This is a genomic window from Daejeonella oryzae DSM 19973 (assembly GCF_000422945.1).
GTDB classification, from domain to species: Bacteria; Bacteroidota; Bacteroidia; order Sphingobacteriales; family Sphingobacteriaceae; genus Daejeonella; species Daejeonella oryzae.
In genome coordinates, this window is record NZ_AUHA01000002.1 from 239,904 (window position 1) to 257,524 (window position 17,621).

Sequence of the window (17,621 nt, forward strand, 5' to 3'; positions counted from 1 at the left end):
GCATAACCCTTTTTCGAAATCAAATTTGTAATTTTCAGCCGTATGGAAGGTTTTGATTTCAGTTTTCTTAATTTACGTTTCCTCGATGTACTGGATATTTTGTTTGTAGCAATTATTATCTATTACATATATAATCTGATCAGGGGTACTATCGCTTTAAATATTTTATTGGGATTAGTCATTATTTATGTGGTTTACCTGGTGGTAAAACAGGCGCACATGCGTCTGCTAACCGAAATTCTGGGCGGCTTTGTAAGCGTGGGATTTATAGCTCTTATAGTCGTTTTTCAGCACGAGATCAGGCGTTTTCTCTTATTAATCGGTCGCAATGCCTCCCTGCAAAAAAATAAGGCCTGGTGGTCATTTATTTTCGGGCGTAAAGACATTGAGAAAAATAATCTAAGCCGGATAAAACCAATTGTGGATGCCTGCAAAAGCATGCAAAAAAGCCGTACAGGCGCCCTGCTTGTTTTTGCCAAATATTTTGATGAGCAATATTATCAGAATAGCGGCGAGCTTATCGAATCTAAAATCTCCAAACGCCTGCTTGAAAGTATTTTTCAAAAGAACAGCCCGCTTCATGATGGCGCAGTGGTAATTTCGGGTAATAAGATCCGGGTTGCCAGCTGTATTTTACCTTTAACAGAAAATGATCAGCTCCCGCCGCAGTTCGGTTTACGCCACAGGGCAGGAATCGGAATCTCAGAAATGAGCGATGCGGTTGCAGTAATTGTTTCTGAAGAAACGGGCGAAATATCATATGCCAAACAAGGTCGCGTAAAAATGAATGTCAGTTTTATGGAGCTGGAAAAATTGCTGAACAAAGATTTTTAGATCACTCAAGATCTATGCTGATTACATTTAATCAAGTGTTAACAGACATCCTTCACAACGCTTTTTCAAATACTTCCATCTCAGGAAAATTTTACTGTAACTTCTATGAATAATAATCGTTAAAAACTAAAAAATTAACCAAGGGAATAATATTAAACTTCCTAACGGTAATTTTTAATGATTATACTCGTTTAAAGAAAATTTCATGTTATTAAATTTCCTTTTTCAATCTACTTCAGGCAGCAACTTATTAAACATCAATACACTTATTATTTTCGGAAGCTGGATACTAATCCTTGGATTGCTGCTGATTATTTTGAATAAAAGTTTAAAAAATAAAAAGCTGGTATCACGTAAAAAGGAATTGTATGAAATTATAAGTACTAAAAATCAACTTCTTTCAATAATTGGTCATGATCTGCGTGCACCCTTAAGCGCTAATCATAATTTAATACAATTACTTCGCACCAATGCCTTAACTGACGAAGAACGAGATTTGTTATTAAGCAACCTGAGTCTATCTACCGCATCAACTGTAGAAACCATCAATAATATTTATGAATGGGGAAAATCTCAGTTAAGCTCCGGGCAAACCGAACCACGCAAATTAAATTTAAATTTATTAGCCAAGTCCAATTTTGAACTTCTTGCCGAGATTGCTTCTCAAAAGAACATCACTTTAATTAATAACATACCTGCAGATCTGGTCATTACAGGAGATCTGAATCAGGTAAGTTTTATAATCAGAAATTTACTGGGAAATGCTATTAAATTTTCATTTCCAGGCACCTTTGTAGAAATTTCAGGGGAGGAGAATGGAGAAGAATTCATCCAGGTTTCTGTAAAAGATCACGGGGTAGGCATTGCCGATGAAACGATTCAAAAAATATTATTCTCCGAAGAAGTTTTTAGTACTACAGGTACGGCTAATGAAAAAGGTTCTGGTTTAGGATTACGCCTTTCTAAAGAATTTATTGAGCAGAATGGCGGCAAACTCAGCATTAAAAACAATACAGATCAAGGTGCCGAATTTTTCTTTAGCTTAAGAAGAAGTTTAAACCTCGACAAATTGAGTATTGGTTACTAACAGAAAATACTGACATAAAAAAACCCGCAGAAGCGGGTTTTTTTATGTCAGTATTAAATTAACAAAACTGATCAAAAGCCTGGATCAGATTGTCGGCAATCATTTGAGCCGGACGGCCTTCTATCTGGTGACGCTCAATCATATGAACTAATTTTCCATCCTTAAATAAAGCAATAGCTGGTGAGGATGGCGGAAATGGCATCATGTGAGCACGAGCCTGATCAACCGCTTCTTTTTCCATTCCTGCAAAAACAGTTACAAATTTATCCGGGCGTTTAGTTTGCTGCGTAGCAATTTTAGCCGCCGGACGGGCATTTGCTGCCGCACAACCGCATACTGAATTAACCATTACTAATACAGTTCCTTCAGATTTCACAGCCTCGTCAACTTCAGCAGCGGTCTTCAAATCCTGATATCCTGCGCTGATAAGATCCTCACGCATAGGTGCAACTAAATATTCTGGGTACATATCTTTTTAAATTTTGTCAAAAATAAGCTTCCTGCAAGGATTACACAAACACCCCTTGTAATTGATTAAAGCTTTTTACTTAAGCGTTACAAAAATAGACTAGCCCTTATTTGCCAATCACACCGCAATGAGGTAATTTTTACAATTCATTAAATCAAACACAACAATTTCTATATTAATATCATTAATTCTACAATTTATGGCACCTGTTATTATTATAATTAATAATTAATATAATAATATTACAATAGACTGCAATCTCAATTCTTTTGGGATGATTGTATTTTCTATTTTTAACTATAAAATAAAATTACTAATAAAACATAGAGGTGATTTATAGTTAAGATAAAGTGTCTAAATTGGGATATGTGGTTATATGTAGTCGCTAAAGTGCTAAGCTCAATCAAGAAATGCAGAATTATTCTGTAAAGCTTGGTCACGTTATTTAAAAATAAATAAATAAATAAATACATGAGAACACCACAGGTAAATAGTGAAGCAATCGCAAACCGCTTCGCACAATTTAGAAAACAATTTATTGCAAAGTCACAAGATGAAGCAGGTAAAATATTAGGCGTATCTCAACCTACAATTTACAGGTTTGAGGCGGCAAAGGCCGGGATCACAGTCGAAGTGATTCGGATTCTAATCAAGTCGTATCATTTAAACATTGATTGGCTTACAGAGGGCAAAGGTCAGATGCAAGATAAAGAGGAAACTAAAAGCACTCTTGTAACCGATGTAAACCAAATTAAGGTAGATATTGAATCTCACGAATGTAAGATTAAAATAATGCAAAAGAACATTACATCAATAGGTAAGCAGGTCGATTCGATTCAAATCAGGCAGAATGAGCGACTTGAAGCGTTAGAGCAACGATTGCGTGAATTGGTATAGAGAAACCGCTGTAAATGGCAGGGAATTAAAAAGTATTATAGCCAATAACAATAAGCCGATAAGTAAGTTATTAATTTGCGAGTCCTTTCAGTTATTTTCAAAATTCTTCGTAAGTGATTGTTGCTTTAAAGTAAAGGAACTTTGAAAATAGAATATATATGCATGCCCTAGGTATCACTATAAACTCTGATTGACAGATTAGAGTAAAAAACCACTCCCCTTATATGACTTATCCATAACACCTTTGAAAATGGTCGAAGTATTAGCTAATTTTGAAGGGAAATACAGATAGTCTTCAAAAAAGTGGGCAAATTGCGTTTTTTAACTCACCTAACTAACTGTAAAATAATCACTTAAATAATTATTCTATGTCATCAGTAGAGACAACCTACGTTCCTTACAAAGTTAAGGACATCTCATTAGCAGAATGGGGTCGCAAAGAAATTGGTTTAGCTGAAGCAGAAATGCCCGGCTTAATGGCACTTCGCGAAGAATTTGGAGCTTCCAAACCTTTGGCAGGAGCACGCATTGCCGGTTGCTTACACATGACCATCCAAACTGCGGTGTTAATCGAAACATTGGTTGAATTAGGAGCCGAAGTTACCTGGTCTTCTTGTAATATCTTTTCCACACAGGATCATGCTGCTGCTGCTATTGCTGCTGCCGGAATTTCTGTTTATGCCTGGAAAGGATTAAATGAGCAGGATTTTGACTGGTGTATCGAACAAACTTTGCACTTCGGCCCGGATCGTAAACCATTAAACATGATTCTGGATGATGGTGGTGATTTAACAAATATGGTTTTTGACAAATTCCCTGAACTTATTTCTGAGATTAAAGGATTGTCTGAAGAAACCACTACAGGAGTGCATCGTTTACATGAACGTATGAAAAACGGAACATTACACGTTCCTGCAATTAACGTTAACGATTCGGTTACCAAATCTAAATTTGATAACAAATATGGCTGCCGCGAATCTCTGGTAGATGCTATCCGTCGTGCTACCGATGTGATGATGGCAGGTAAAGTAGGTGTAGTTTGCGGATATGGTGATGTTGGTAAAGGTTCCGCAGATTCATTGCGTAATGCAGGCGTTCGTGTAATTGTAACTGAAATTGATCCGATCTGTGCTTTACAAGCCGCTATGGAAGGTTTTGAAGTAAAACAATTCGCTACTGCAGTTAAAGAAGCCGACATTGTAGTTACCGCAACCGGAAACCGTGATATCGTACGTGCTGAGCATTTTAAAGCTTTAAAAGACAAAGCAATTGTTTGTAATATCGGTCACTTTGACAATGAAATTGACATGGCCTGGTTAAATTCTAACCATGGCGATTCTAAGATAGAAATTAAACCGCAGGTAGATAAATACAGCATTGACGGTAAAGATATCATCATTCTGGCAGAAGGCCGTTTAGTGAATCTTGGTTGTGCAACCGGTCACCCTTCATTTGTAATGTCTAATTCATTTACAAATCAAACCCTGGCTCAATTAGAGTTATGGACCAATACAGATGCTTACGAAAACAAGGTTTATACCTTACCAAAGCATCTGGACGAAAAAGTTGCACGATTACACCTTGCAAAAATCGGTGTAGAATTAGATGTATTGAGTAATGATCAGGCTGAATATATTGGCGTAACACCTCAGGGTCCTTTTAAACCCGACAGTTACAGATATTAATTTCTGGAAATTAAATTCTTTGTTATTACTAAAGCCCCGCCTACAGCGGGTTTTTTTTATTGCGAATTTTCAGATTCCTCATTCTGATGTCACATAAAAAATCTGACTTAACCAATTAATGTTTAAACATGTACTTTTGATTCAAATTTAAAATTTATGACCGTCATCGAAAAATTGAAATGGAGATATGCGACAAAGAAATTTGACAGCACTAAAAAAATCCCTTCAGAAATACTTAACGAACTCTTAGAATCAACTGAACTTGCTCCTTCCTCCTACGGATTGCAGCCTTTTAAAATATTGGTTATCGAAGACCAAGCTATTCGTGAAAAATTAAAGTCGGCAGCTTATGGACAAACCCAAATTACAGATGCTTCACAGCTGATCGTCTTCGCGAGAATCAAAAATTTTGGCATTGAGCAGGTTGAAGAATATGCAGATAACATTGCTGATACCCGCAACATTGACCCTAAAGTGATTGAAGGCTTTGTAGATGTAATGAAAGGCACTGTAAATTCTCTTTCCGAAGAGCAGTTAGCTGTTTGGAATTCCAAGCAATGTTACCTTGCATTAGGATTTTTATTGTTTGCGGCAGCTCAGCAGAAAATAGATGCCTGCCCTATGGAAGGCTTTGACGCTGCCAAATTCGACGAAATTTTAGATCTTGATGCACAAAACTTATCCAGTGTTGTAATCGCAACTATTGGCTACCGCTCAGAGGATGATGATTATCAAAATTTAAGTAAAGTAAGAAAGTCAAAAGAAGAATTATTTATTACAATTTAATTCGAATCTTTATCTGCTAACAAAACCCCGGCTTTTGCCGGGGTTTTGTTATTTTTGAGCATGACGAATCTTTCCGTTAACATTAATAAAATCGCCACGCTGAGAAATTCACGTGGCGGAAATAATCCGGATTTAATTAAAGTTGCTCTTGACGCAGAATGTTTCGGCGCTCAGGGAATCACAGTGCATCCGCGACCCGATGAGCGTCATATTCGTTATCATGATGTGTATGATTTAAAAAAGGTGATACATACTGAATTTAATATTGAAGGAAATCCGGCAGAAAAAAAATTCATCGATCTGGTTTTAGCCAACAAGCCCGCACAGGTAACTTTAGTTCCCGATACAGAAGGACAGCTAACATCCAATCATGGATGGGATACGATAAAACATCAGTCTTTTTTAAAAGAGATGATTACGGAATTTAAAAATGCCGGAATCCGCGTTTCAATATTTGTAGATCCGGTAAAAGAAATGGTTGAAGCTGCGGCCGGCACCGGGACAGATCGGATAGAACTCTATACTGAAGCCTATGCTTCGGGCTTTCATCAAAATAAAGACGAAGCAATAAAACCATATATCGAAGCAGCAGAAATTGCCAATCGTTTAGGACTTGGAATAAATGCAGGGCATGATCTCGACCTCGAAAACCTAATGTATTTTGCAGAGCACATTCCAAGTTTGTTGGAAGTAAGCATCGGGCACGCACTTATTTGCGATTCATTATATTTCGGTCTGGAAAACACTATTCAAATGTATTTAAGGCAATTAAGTCCAAGATAAACCGCCATCCAAGAGAAGGACATTGTATCTTCGGCAACTAAAAAATCCTATTTCCGGTTTCGATAAATTCTTATGATTCAAACGTTAAACATTCATGATTTTCTGAAACTGGGTGAATCGGTGCCGGTTATTGATGTAAGAACTCCGCTTGAATACGATCATGCACACATGGTTGGAGCTTATAATCTGCCTATTTTCTCTAATGAAGAAAGAGTAAAAGTAGGTACTACGTATAAGCAAATCGGTCGTGAAGAAGCAATATTATTAGGCTTCGATCTCACGGGCCCCAAATGGTCTGATTTTATAAAACAGGCATTAACAATTGCTCCCGATAAAAAAATCGGAGTGCATTGCTGGCGTGGCGGCATGCGTAGCGGTGCTATGGCATGGGCTTTAAACTTGTACGGATTTGAAGTTTACCTTTTAGAAGGGGGTTATAAAAAATATCGCAATTGGGTATTATCTCAGTTTTCTGAAAACTATCCGATCGTCATCCTTGGCGGGATGACAGGTTCGGGCAAAACACAGGTATTACATGAACTGAAAAAACAGAATCAGCAGGTTATAGATCTGGAAGATCTAGCGCAGCATCAGGGTTCTTCATTTGGCTCTATGGGCCGGTTAATTCAGCCAAGTCAGGAACATTTTGAAAATATGCTGGCTGCGGAGCTTCATAAAATTGATAAATCGAGACCGCTCTGGCTGGAAGATGAAAGCCTTACCATTGGAAAACGGTTTATCCCCAATCCAATTTTCCACCAGATGCGAATAGCGCCCGTATTAAAAATGCTGCTTCCGGTTAGCGAAAGAATTGATTTCCTGGTACAGGAATATGGAAAATTGGATAAAGATTTCCTTATTGATTGTACGGTACGCATAGGGAAACGCTTAGGCCCTGAACAAACCCGGGATGCAGTTCTGGCAATTCAGGAAAACCGGATGGCCGATTTTATCAAAATAGTTTTAGTTTATTATGATAAAACCTATGCTAGCGGGCAGGGAAAAAGAATGATGGAAAGCATTTATGAAATTGAATGTCAGACTATAAATGCTGTTGAAAATGCATCAATCTTATTAAATTATATTAAAACCAATCACTTCAATAAAAGGTTGCAGCTATCTATTAAAAAAATCCAGTTTAAAACCAAAATCTCAAATTAATAAATGATGAATACCGAAGAAATAAAACTTACTCAATACTCTCACGGAGCAGGTTGCGGTTGCAAAATCAGTCCGGCTATTTTAGATAAAATTTTACATAGTCCAATTAAACACCAGGTTCATCCCAATTTATTAGTAGGGAATGATACTCGGGATGATGCGGCAGTTTTAGATTTGGGGAATGGAACGGCTTTGATTTCTACCACCGATTTCTTTATGCCGATAGTGGACGATGCCTACGATTTTGGCAGAATAGCATCTGCAAATGCCATCAGCGATGTTTACGCTATGGGCGGAAAACCTGTTTTAGCGATTGCTATTCTGGGTTGGCCAATTGATAAATTATCGCCCGAAGTGGCGCAAAAAGTTTTAGAAGGATCGCGTGCAGTTTGTGCCGAAGCCGGAATTACTCTGGCGGGGGGTCATAGCATTGATTGCCCTGAACCGGTATTCGGTCTGGCGGTAAACGGGATTGTAGATATTCAGCATCTAAAGCAAAATTCTACGGCTGTTGCCGGATGTAAACTATATCTCACCAAAGCTCTGGGCGTAGGTATTTTAACAACCGCACAGAAAAAAGGAATTTTAAAACCGGAACATGCGTTTTTAGCGCCCGAAAGTATGGCCATGTTAAATAAGATTGGCGAGACCTTAGGCAAACTGGATTACGTAAAAGCCATGACAGATGTAACCGGATTTGGTTTGCTGGGTCATTTATCAGAAATGTGCGAAGGCAGCAATTTGCAGGCTTCTATTGAATTCCACAAAGTTCCTAAGATTGATGTGATTGATGAATACCTGGATCAAAAATCTGTACCCGGCGGAACAAACCGTAACTGGAGCAGCTATGGTCATAAAATTGCCGGTGAAAATAACGGACTAACCCGCATGACCACCATCCTTGCAGATCCGCAAACAAGCGGCGGCTTACTGGTAGCGGTTGAAGAATCCAGATCTGAAGAATTTGAACAGGTATTAAGAGCAAATGGAATTCCGGAAAAAAATATTATATCATTCGGTTCACTGATGAAAAAAACAGGTGATTTCTGTATTGAAATAAATTAAGAGCTATTGCGGCAATCATCAATTTAACGAACCCATGAAGATTCTATGGCAGTATCTTAAACCACATAAACCACTTGTTTTTTTTTCGCTGTTGCTGGCCGCAGTTGCGCAGTTATTAAGTCTTATAGATCCCATTATTTTCGGAAAAATAATTGATGAATATGCAAGCAATCCTGATAAGCTTCCGCAAAATGAACTGATTAATGGGGTTCTGTTTTGGTTAGGTATTGCCACAGGAATTGCTATTCTGGCCAGGCTGGCCAAAGCTTTTCAGGAATATACAACGCGGTTGGCTGTTGCCAGATTTGGCATGCAAATATTTAACGATGGACTCAGACAAACACTTCGCCTGTCGTTTCAGGAATTTGAAGAAAGTCGCAGCGGTGAAACGCTTTCGGTCTTGCAAAAAGTAAAAACTGATACCGAGCGATTTGTAAATTCATTTATCAACGTGGTTTTTTCTTCCGTTGTAGGTATAGGATTTTTGATCTGGTACAGCGTTACCAAAAACTGGCTTCTTATTCCCGTTTTCGTTATTGGAATTCTGGTATTAGGTTCACTTACAGGTTTGCTTTCTAAAAAGATAAAAACGGTTCAGCGTTCTATCAACCGGGAAACTAATAAAATGTCGGGAGTCATTACAGAAAGTTTGCGGAATATAGAACTTGTAAAAAGTCTCGGGTTAACTTTCCCCGAAATACGCCGTCTGCGTGACCAAACTCAAAAGATATTTGATCTGGAAATGGTGAAGGTGAAAAAAGTTCGTACGCTCTCATTTTTACAGGGAACCACGCTTAATTTACTTCGTCAATCTATACTTTTCATATTGCTCTGGCTTATTTTCCGCGATGTTTTAACTACCGGCGAATTGATTAGCATGCAATTTATATCTGCCACCATATTTGTTCCCTTACAGGATTTAGGCAATATCATTTTGCAATACCGCGAAGTGGAAGCTTCTGTCAGTAATTTTGATATCTTAATGAAAAAACCCATTGAGCGAAGGCCTGAAAACCCGGTTGAGATTGGTGATCTTACAGATCTTCGATTTGAGAATGTGGTTTTTCATCATAAAACAGCCGCCTACAATGCTATTGATGGAATTTCATTTGGAGTTAAAACCGGTGAAACCATAGCCTTTGTGGGTCCATCCGGCTCAGGAAAATCAACGCTGGTAAAATTAATGGTAGGCCTCTATAAACCGGTTAGTGGCGCAATTTATTTCAACAATGAATTATCTACAGAAATCCGCTATAACCAGTTACGCAGACAAATTGGTTTTGTAACGCAGGACACGCAATTATTTGCCGGATCAATAAAGGAAAATCTGTTATTTGTAAAACCGGATGCAACCGATAAAGAAATCTCAGAAGCCTTACGAAAAGCGTCAACAGATCAGATGATGAGTCGTTCATCTCATGGCATCAATACCATTTTAGGCGAAAGCGGCATGAAATTATCAGGAGGTGAAAAACAGCGTATTTCTATAGCCCGGGCTTTATTGCGTAATCCGCGTCTGCTTATTTTTGATGAAGCTACTTCGGCACTAGATTCACTTACAGAAGAAGATATTACCAATACCATTCGTACATTATCCGCAAGCCGGGAACAAACTACAGTATTAATCGCACACCGGCTTTCTACAATCATGCATGCAGATGTTATTTATGTTCTGGAGAAAGGAAAAGTTTCTGAAATTGGAAGTCATGATGAATTGCTTCAAAATAAAGGACTGTATTATGCCATGTGGCGGCAACAGGTTGGAGAAAGAAGACAGGCTTAGTACCTTAATTCATACTTCCTCTTTAAGCTACCTTCACATCAAAACCATCCTTCCAAAAAATTACAAATTACTGAAGCTGAGAAGTATTCTAAACTTATATTTTACATACTTTTGCGGCACCAATTATTCTCATTTTTAATGAAGTTAGATTTAGATTTCCAGGAAAAATTCGAGCAGCGTCACATTGCTCCAAACCAGCAGGATACTGCCTCAATGCTAGAAACTGTCGGCGTTAGTTCAATGGATCAACTGATTGAACAAACTGTTCCGGCACAAATCCGGTTAAAAAACCCTTTGAATTTGCCACCCGCAAAAAGCGAGTTTGATTATTTAAATGATCTGAAAGTGGTGGCTTCATACAACAAAGTATTTAAATCATATATAGGTCAGGGATATTATGATGTTATTGTTCCGGGAGTAATTCAGCGCAATATTCTCGAAAATCCGGGTTGGTACACACAATATACTCCTTATCAGGCAGAAATAGCTCAGGGCCGCCTGCAGGCTTTGCTTAATTTTCAAACCATGATCGTTGATCTAACCGGGATGGAAATAGCGAATGCTTCTTTACTTGATGAAGGAACCGCAGCAGCCGAAGCCATGTTTATGCAATACAGTCTCCGCAAAAATGCGGATGCCAAAATCTTTTTTGTTTCTGAAGATGTATTTCCTCAAACCATTGATATTTTAAAAACACGTTCAGCTCCTTACGGGATAGAAATTCAGATTGGAGATCACCGTGAGGTTGAGTTAACTGATAAAATGTTCGGTGCCATTGTTCAATACCCTGCCGGGAACGGAGCAATTTATAACTATGCAGATTTCGCCCAAAAAGGTCACGAAAAAGGTATAAAACTGACCGTTGTGGTTGACCTCTTAAGCTTAACATTATTAACTCCTCCGGGAGAATGGGGTGCAGATATCGTTGTTGGAACTAGTCAGCGTTTTGGTGTTCCGATGGGTTTTGGCGGACCGCACGCTGCTTTTTTTGCTACCAAGGAAGAGTACAAGCGTTCAATGCCGGGAAGAATTATTGGTGTAACTATTGATAACGCGGGAAATTATGCTTTGCGGATGGCTTTACAAACCCGTGAACAGCATATCCGCAGAGATAAGGCTACTTCCAATATCTGTACAGCGCAGGCATTACTGGCTATTATGGCCGGAATGTATGCTGCATATCACGGACCAAAAGGATTGAAGAAAATTTCAGAAAGAATTCATGGTTTAACCGTTTTACTTGCTTCTGCCCTGAATGAACTAGGATACGATCAGAAAAATGAATTCTTCTTCGATACCATTCAGTTAGAACTTGGCGATCTTTTAAACTCAATTCATGCTGAAGCTGTAAATAATGAAGTAAACTTTAACTATAAAGGTTCACTAACCAGCATCTCACTTGATGAGACAACTTCTCTGGAAGATGTTCTGATCCTGGTTAAGATTTTCGCAAAAGTAAAAGGCAAAACCATTCATGATTTAAATATTGCTGAATTAAAGTCGGCAGTGGAATCTCAGTTCCCTTCAGAATTGGTTCGCACTTCCTCCTATTTAGATCATCCGGTATTTAATACGCACTATTCAGAACATGAAATGCTGCGCTATATAAAATCATTGGAAGCCAAAGATCTTTCTCTTTGCCATTCAATGATCGCTTTGGGTTCATGCACAATGAAACTGAATGCAACTACAGAAATGGTTCCGGTTACCTGGGCAGAATTCAGCAAAATGCATCCATTTGCACCTATCGATCAGGTGGGCGGATACATGCAGATTTTTAATGAACTGAACAACTGGTTAAGTGAAATTACAGGCTTCGCAGCCATGAGTTTACAACCCAATGCTGGTGCGCAGGGTGAATATGCCGGCTTAATGGTTATTCGTGCCTACCATATGGATCGCGGAGATCATCACCGCAACGTAGCACTTATTCCATCTTCTGCACATGGAACAAACCCGGCTTCTGCTGCAATGGCGGGTATGAAAATAGTGGTTGTTAAATGTGATGAGCGAGGGAACATTGACGTAAATGACTTAAAAATTAAGGCGGAAGAGCATAAAGATGATCTTTCATGCCTGATGGTTACTTACCCTTCTACTCACGGTGTTTTTGAGGAAAGCATAATTGAAATTTGCCAGATCATACATAATAATGGCGGACAAGTTTATATGGATGGTGCAAATATGAACGCTAAGGTTGGATTAACCAGTCCGGCAACCATTGGTGCAGATGTTTGTCACCTCAATCTTCATAAAACATTTTGTATTCCACACGGTGGCGGTGGCCCCGGAATGGGTCCAATTGGTGTTGCAAAACACCTGGTAAATTACCTTCCAGGACATAGTGTTGTTGATATTAACCATGAAAAATCGATTCACGCAGTTTCATCTGCGCCATGGGGATCAGCTTCTATTCTGATTATTTCTCATGCATATATTGCCATGATGGGTGGAGAGGGTTTAGCAAATGCAACCCGTTATGCCATCCTGAATGCTAATTACATCAAAGCTCGTTTAGAAAAATCATACCCGGTTTTGTATTCAGGTTCCGCCGGACGCTGCGCTCATGAAATGATTCTGGATTGCCGTTCTTTTAAATCTTTTGGAATTGAGGTAACTGATATTGCAAAACGTTTAATGGATTATGGATTCCACGCTCCAACCGTATCTTTTCCGGTAGCCGGAACACTGATGGTAGAGCCCACCGAATCTGAACCTAAACATGAGCTTGACCGCTTTTGCGATGCAATGATCGCCATCCGCTCAGAGATCGAAGAAGTTGAAAACGGAACTGCAGATAAAGTAAATAATCCATTAAAGAATGCTCCTCATACATCGGCTGTAGTTACGGCAAATGAATGGGAACATCCGTACTCACGTCAAACAGCCGCTTTCCCTCTGCCTTATGTAGCAGCATATAAATTCTGGCCTTCGGTTGGAAGGGTAAATGATACATTTGGCGACCGTACCTTAATCTGTTCATGCCCTCCTGTTGAGAGTTATGCAGAAGAAGCTGTATAGTATATAGAATTCATCCTTTTAAAATCCCTGAAGAAAATATTCAGGGATTTTTTTTGAACTTCAGATTTCTATATTCAGAGCACGACGAAAATTAAAAACCATTACAAATCGCGGCAGGATCTGATTATCAACATAATAAATAATGTAAATTACAATTTTAATTTGTATGACGATATTAACCACACAGGCATTTTCACAGGACAAATCCATCAGTGAAGTTAAAACTGCTTTAGAAGGGCAGATCTCAGCATGGAATAAGGGTAATCTCGAAGGAGCTATGAGCTTTTACTGGAATTCTGACAAGCTGTTATGGATTAGTAAGTCAGGAACTGACAAAGGATATCAGCCTGTATTTGAAAGTTTCCTGAGCGATTTTAAAGATCGCAGTCAAATGGGGAAATTCACTTATGAGCCCCTGCATATTGAATCGCTATCTGATGAAATTGTTTATTATGTATATCGCTGGAAAATTGAGTTGGGAGATAAAAAATTGATGGGCGGCATATCCTCTCAAATCTGGAGAAAACCGGATAACAAATGGGTAATTACTTCTGAACACGCAAGCTGATCAAATGATTAAATTTATACTTGTAACCGCTTTGTTGTTCGTTTCCTCAATAACTATGGCTCAAACAAATTCTTCTTCTGTAAAAGCATATGCGTTCCGGCTAACTCCTGGTCAGGATTTAAAAGCAGAATTAGAAAATTTTATCAAGCTGCATCAAATTAAAGCCGCAGCTATTTTAACTTGTGCGGGAAGTTTAACAGATGCTCATATTCGGTTTGCAAATCAACAGGAAGGCAAATCATTGAAAGGATATTTTGAAATTCTATCCCTGACAGGAACTCTGAGCACCCATGGCATGCATTTGCATATTTCTGTTTCAGATGAAAAAGGCAATACTATTGGCGGACATTTATTAACCGGCAATATAATATATACTACCGCAGAGATAGTGATTGCAGAATTGCCCGATTTGGATTTTAAAAGAGAGGTTGACGGAACATTTGGCTATAAAGAACTAAAAGTAGATCCAAAAGGTCAGTAAAGTTCATTTTATTATAATATCGGATTCATATATTACCTTTAACTTCTAACGTTAAATTCGACATCAAACTGGTAAATGTACACTTATCACAAAAAAACACTTTCCCTGGTGATTTTGCTGCTTTTATTAACCGTCGTTATGGCGGAAGCACAATCAGTAGACGTTAAGCTCCAGTTAAAATGGAATCATCAGTTTCAATTTGCGGGATATTACGCTGCTGACTTGAAAGGCTATTATAAAGAAGAAGGAATTACTGTCGAGATTCTGGAAGGATCAAAAAACATTTCGCCTGTAGAAATGATTCTGAATGGCAAAGCCGATTTTGGAATTTCTGATCCCGAAATATTATTCAAGAGTCCAAAACATAATCCGCTTGTAGCCACGTTCGCTACGCTGCAAAGTACACCATACGTTGTGTTATCACTTCCGGAAAGCAATATTCGGAGGCCCAGTGATCTGGTTGGTAAAAAAATACTGGCCTCCAATGACCAGGGCTGGAATATTTTTAAAGCAATCATGCTGAAAGAAGGACTTTCCATTGAAAAAACTCAAATATTTCCGCGGAATAAAGACTCAGAGGATATAATAGATGGCAAAGCGGATGCGGTTATAACTTACATTTCATCCCAGCCAACACGTTTAAGAAATATGGGTGTTAATCCGGCTATTATGAAGCCTTTGGATTATGGAGTTGATTTTTACGGAGATGTTATTTTTACCAGCAAACGATTTTCTGATGCTTCACCTGAAGTTGTTGAAGCCTTTAACCGGGCAAACAGACGGGGATGGGAATATGCCCTGAAGCATAAAGATAAAATGGCTGAGTACATTCTCACGCTTCCGGGTGTAAAAGAAAGGGCATTGACTAAACAAAATTTGAGAGAAGAAGCAGATGAACTGGAGAAGCTAATTTTACCCAAATTTGTAGAAATAGGGCACATGAATGCCGGAAGATGGCAAAACATGCTTTCTATTTACCAGGAACTTGGTTTAGCAGATAAATCACTCACATTAAAAGATTTTTTATTTGAAGCCGGCGAAAAGAAAAACAAAGCCTGGTTTGATATCCTGATTTACACCTTAGCTATTGGAAGTATCCTATTTATTATAGCCATGGTTTTAAACTGGGGTTTAAGACGACGTGTTCTGATACAAACCTCTGCTTTGCGTAAAGAAAATGAAGAGAGGCGTAAAGCAGAAGAACGGCTTGAACTGGCTATAGACGCAGCGGGTCTGGGATTATGGGAATTAAATCTGCAAGACAATAAAGCGCATTTAAATCATAAATGGATACTCAACCAGCTGGGTTATCGATGGGAAGATTCTTCTCAGGATTTAACCTATTGGGATTCATTAATCCATCCGGATGACAAAATTAAACTGGAGAAGATTGACGAAGAATTTATGGCTTCAAATTCTTCCTCCAACAGAACAGCCTACCGGATAAAAACCATGGATGGCGATTGGCGCTGGCTGCTTTCTTTCCGTAAAATATCTGAAAGGGATGAATCAGGAAAACCCATTAAGATAACAGGAATGCACCTGGATATAGACTCCATAAAGAAAAAAGAGCTGGAACTTCAGGAACTGACGAAAGAATTGCTGAAGAAAAATAGTGAACTGGAAAAATTCGCCTACATAACTTCACATAATTTGCGGGCACCTGTAGTAAACTTAAGAAGCTTAACCGAAATACTGGAGGAAAAGGACCTGCCGGTAGAATTTGAAAAAGAAATAAACGGTAAAATTCGTCAATCGGTAACCTTGCTTGATAATACGCTCAATGACCTGGTAGAAATCGTATCCAGCAAATCGGGACTTGATGCGGTAAGTGAAAATCTAAAGTTGCATCAGGAGGTTTCTGAAATAATTGCAAGTATAGAAAAACAGGTAAAAGATGCGGATGCACTAATCGAAACTGATTTTTCTGAGTCAGACAGCTTGAATTTTCCCAAAAGATATCTGACCAGCATATTAATTAACCTGTTCACCAACGCCATTAAATACCGCCACCCCAACCGGAGATTAATTATCCATTTAAAAACCCAGTTAAATACCGATTTTACAATTTTAACTTTTACCGATAATGGACAGGGAATTAATATGGATAAATTTAAAAATAAAGTGTTTGGCTTATACCAGCGGTTTCATTCAAACATAGAAGGCAAAGGATTGGGATTGTATATCGTCAAATCTCAGGTAGAAGCTATGGATGGCAAAATTGAAGTAGAAAGCATTGAGAATGAGGGGACCACATTTCGAATCTATTTTTATAACGGCACTTCCACTCTCTCTCAAAATTCTGTCAGTTCCCGGTAATAAATCATTCAATTATTATTTAGATGTTTAAACATCTAAATAATTTTATACTTTTGTTCTATAAATAATTCAAATTATGAAAAAACTCATCTCATCTTTATGCGTATCAGCAGGTGTTGCTTTGATGCTGGCATTCACAAACCCGGTAAAAACTGAAACATTTACCGTAGATACTCAGCGTTCTTCAATTGACTGGATTGGCCGTAAAGTTACCGGACAGCATGTTGGTAAGATTAATATTTCTTCCGGCGAATTGTTATTATCGGGTAATGCGGTTAAAGGCGGATCGTTTATTATGGATATGACATCTATCACTTCAGACAATGAAAGATTAACAGGACACCTTAAAACAGATGATTTCTTTTCAGTTCAAAAAAATGCAACTTCAAAATTTGTTATAACAAAAGTTAAATCAGCTGGTGCTGACCGTGTTGACGTAACCGGAGATTTAACTATAAAAGGAATTACAGAATCTATCACTTTCCCTGCTTCAGTTAAAAAACAAGGCAATGCAGTTGTAGCGGTTGCTAAAGGAATTAAAGTGAACCGTGCGAAGTATGATATCAGATACGGTTCAAAAAGTTTTTTTAACGACATTGGTGATAAAGCCATTGATGATGAATTTGAACTAGCAATTAATTTGGTAGCAAAAAAATAATAATATCACATTCAGACAGAGCCC

At 38.4% G+C, this 17,621-nt stretch carries 15 protein-coding genes; 14 read left to right on the forward strand and 1 reads right to left on the reverse strand.

The features are described 5' to 3' along the window. Window positions 1–42 precede the first annotated feature (42 nt). Window positions 43–834, forward strand: coding sequence for a diadenylate cyclase CdaA (cdaA, locus tag G521_RS0101250; protein WP_026896887.1), 792 nt, complete (start codon window positions 43–45; stop codon window positions 832–834). 205 nt (window positions 835–1,039) lie between these two features. Next, window positions 1,040–1,921 carry a sensor histidine kinase gene (locus G521_RS0101255; protein WP_026896888.1) on the forward strand — a complete coding sequence of 294 codons (882 nt, stop codon included), beginning with the start codon at window positions 1,040–1,042 and terminating at the stop codon, window positions 1,919–1,921. A 58-nt stretch (window positions 1,922–1,979) separates the two neighbouring features. Here G521_RS0101255 and G521_RS0101260 read toward each other — a convergent pair whose 3' ends face one another. Further along, entirely contained in the window at window positions 1,980–2,390 is a 411-nt protein-coding gene (locus G521_RS0101260; RefSeq protein ID WP_026896889.1) for a BrxA/BrxB family bacilliredoxin, read from the reverse strand. 471 nt (window positions 2,391–2,861) lie between these two features. On the opposite strand from G521_RS0101260, the gene G521_RS0101265 reads away from it, so the two are divergent. The 12 genes from G521_RS0101265 to G521_RS0101320 all read left to right on the forward strand — a co-directional run bounded on the left by G521_RS0101265 (window position 2,862) and on the right by G521_RS0101320 (window position 17,597). Further along, entirely contained in the window at window positions 2,862–3,287 is a 426-nt protein-coding gene (locus tag G521_RS0101265) for a helix-turn-helix domain-containing protein (RefSeq protein WP_026896890.1), read from the forward strand. A 368-nt stretch (window positions 3,288–3,655) separates the two neighbouring features. Next, the gene (gene ahcY, locus G521_RS0101270; RefSeq protein WP_026896891.1) at window positions 3,656–4,972 is read left to right on the forward strand and encodes an adenosylhomocysteinase; all 1,317 of its coding nucleotides are present in this window, start codon (window positions 3,656–3,658) and stop codon (window positions 4,970–4,972) included. A gap of 156 nt (window positions 4,973–5,128) precedes the next feature. Beyond that, window positions 5,129–5,758, forward strand: coding sequence for an NAD(P)H-dependent oxidoreductase (locus G521_RS0101275; RefSeq protein ID WP_026896892.1), 630 nt, complete (start codon window positions 5,129–5,131; stop codon window positions 5,756–5,758). A 60-nt stretch (window positions 5,759–5,818) separates the two neighbouring features. Beyond that, window positions 5,819–6,541 (forward strand): pyridoxine 5'-phosphate synthase, encoded by a 723-nt coding sequence (locus tag G521_RS0101280; RefSeq protein ID WP_026896893.1) that lies wholly within the window; start codon window positions 5,819–5,821, stop codon window positions 6,539–6,541. A gap of 72 nt (window positions 6,542–6,613) precedes the next feature. Further along, a complete protein-coding gene (gene mnmH, locus G521_RS16215) occupies window positions 6,614–7,702 on the forward strand; it encodes a tRNA 2-selenouridine(34) synthase MnmH (RefSeq protein WP_081674995.1) in 1,089 nt (362 codons plus the stop codon). A 6-nt stretch (window positions 7,703–7,708) separates the two neighbouring features. After that, window positions 7,709–8,767 (forward strand): selenide, water dikinase SelD, encoded by a 1,059-nt coding sequence (gene selD, locus G521_RS0101290; RefSeq protein WP_026896894.1) that lies wholly within the window; start codon window positions 7,709–7,711, stop codon window positions 8,765–8,767. Between the two features lie 34 nt (window positions 8,768–8,801). Next, complete coding sequence (locus G521_RS0101295; RefSeq protein WP_026896895.1) at window positions 8,802–10,550, forward strand: ABC transporter ATP-binding protein; 1,749 nt, start codon at window positions 8,802–8,804, stop codon at window positions 10,548–10,550. Between the two features lie 138 nt (window positions 10,551–10,688). After that, window positions 10,689–13,571, forward strand: a complete 2,883-nt coding sequence (gene gcvP / locus G521_RS0101300) for an aminomethyl-transferring glycine dehydrogenase (RefSeq protein ID WP_026896896.1) — start codon at window positions 10,689–10,691, stop codon at window positions 13,569–13,571. Window positions 13,572–13,737: 166 nt separating this feature from the next. Then, window positions 13,738–14,139 (forward strand): YybH family protein, encoded by a 402-nt coding sequence (locus G521_RS16220; protein ID WP_051189357.1) that lies wholly within the window; start codon window positions 13,738–13,740, stop codon window positions 14,137–14,139. 4 nt (window positions 14,140–14,143) lie between these two features. Next, a complete protein-coding gene (locus tag G521_RS0101310) occupies window positions 14,144–14,620 on the forward strand; it encodes a PPC domain-containing DNA-binding protein (protein WP_026896897.1) in 477 nt (158 codons plus the stop codon). A 75-nt stretch (window positions 14,621–14,695) separates the two neighbouring features. Beyond that, entirely contained in the window at window positions 14,696–16,939 is a 2,244-nt protein-coding gene (locus G521_RS0101315; RefSeq protein WP_026896898.1) for an ABC transporter substrate-binding protein, read from the forward strand. Window positions 16,940–17,015: 76 nt separating this feature from the next. Then, window positions 17,016–17,597: a YceI family protein gene (locus G521_RS0101320; RefSeq protein WP_026896899.1), complete on the forward strand. Its 582-nt coding sequence runs from the start codon at window positions 17,016–17,018 to the stop codon at window positions 17,595–17,597. Window positions 17,598–17,621: the final 24 nt, after the last annotated feature.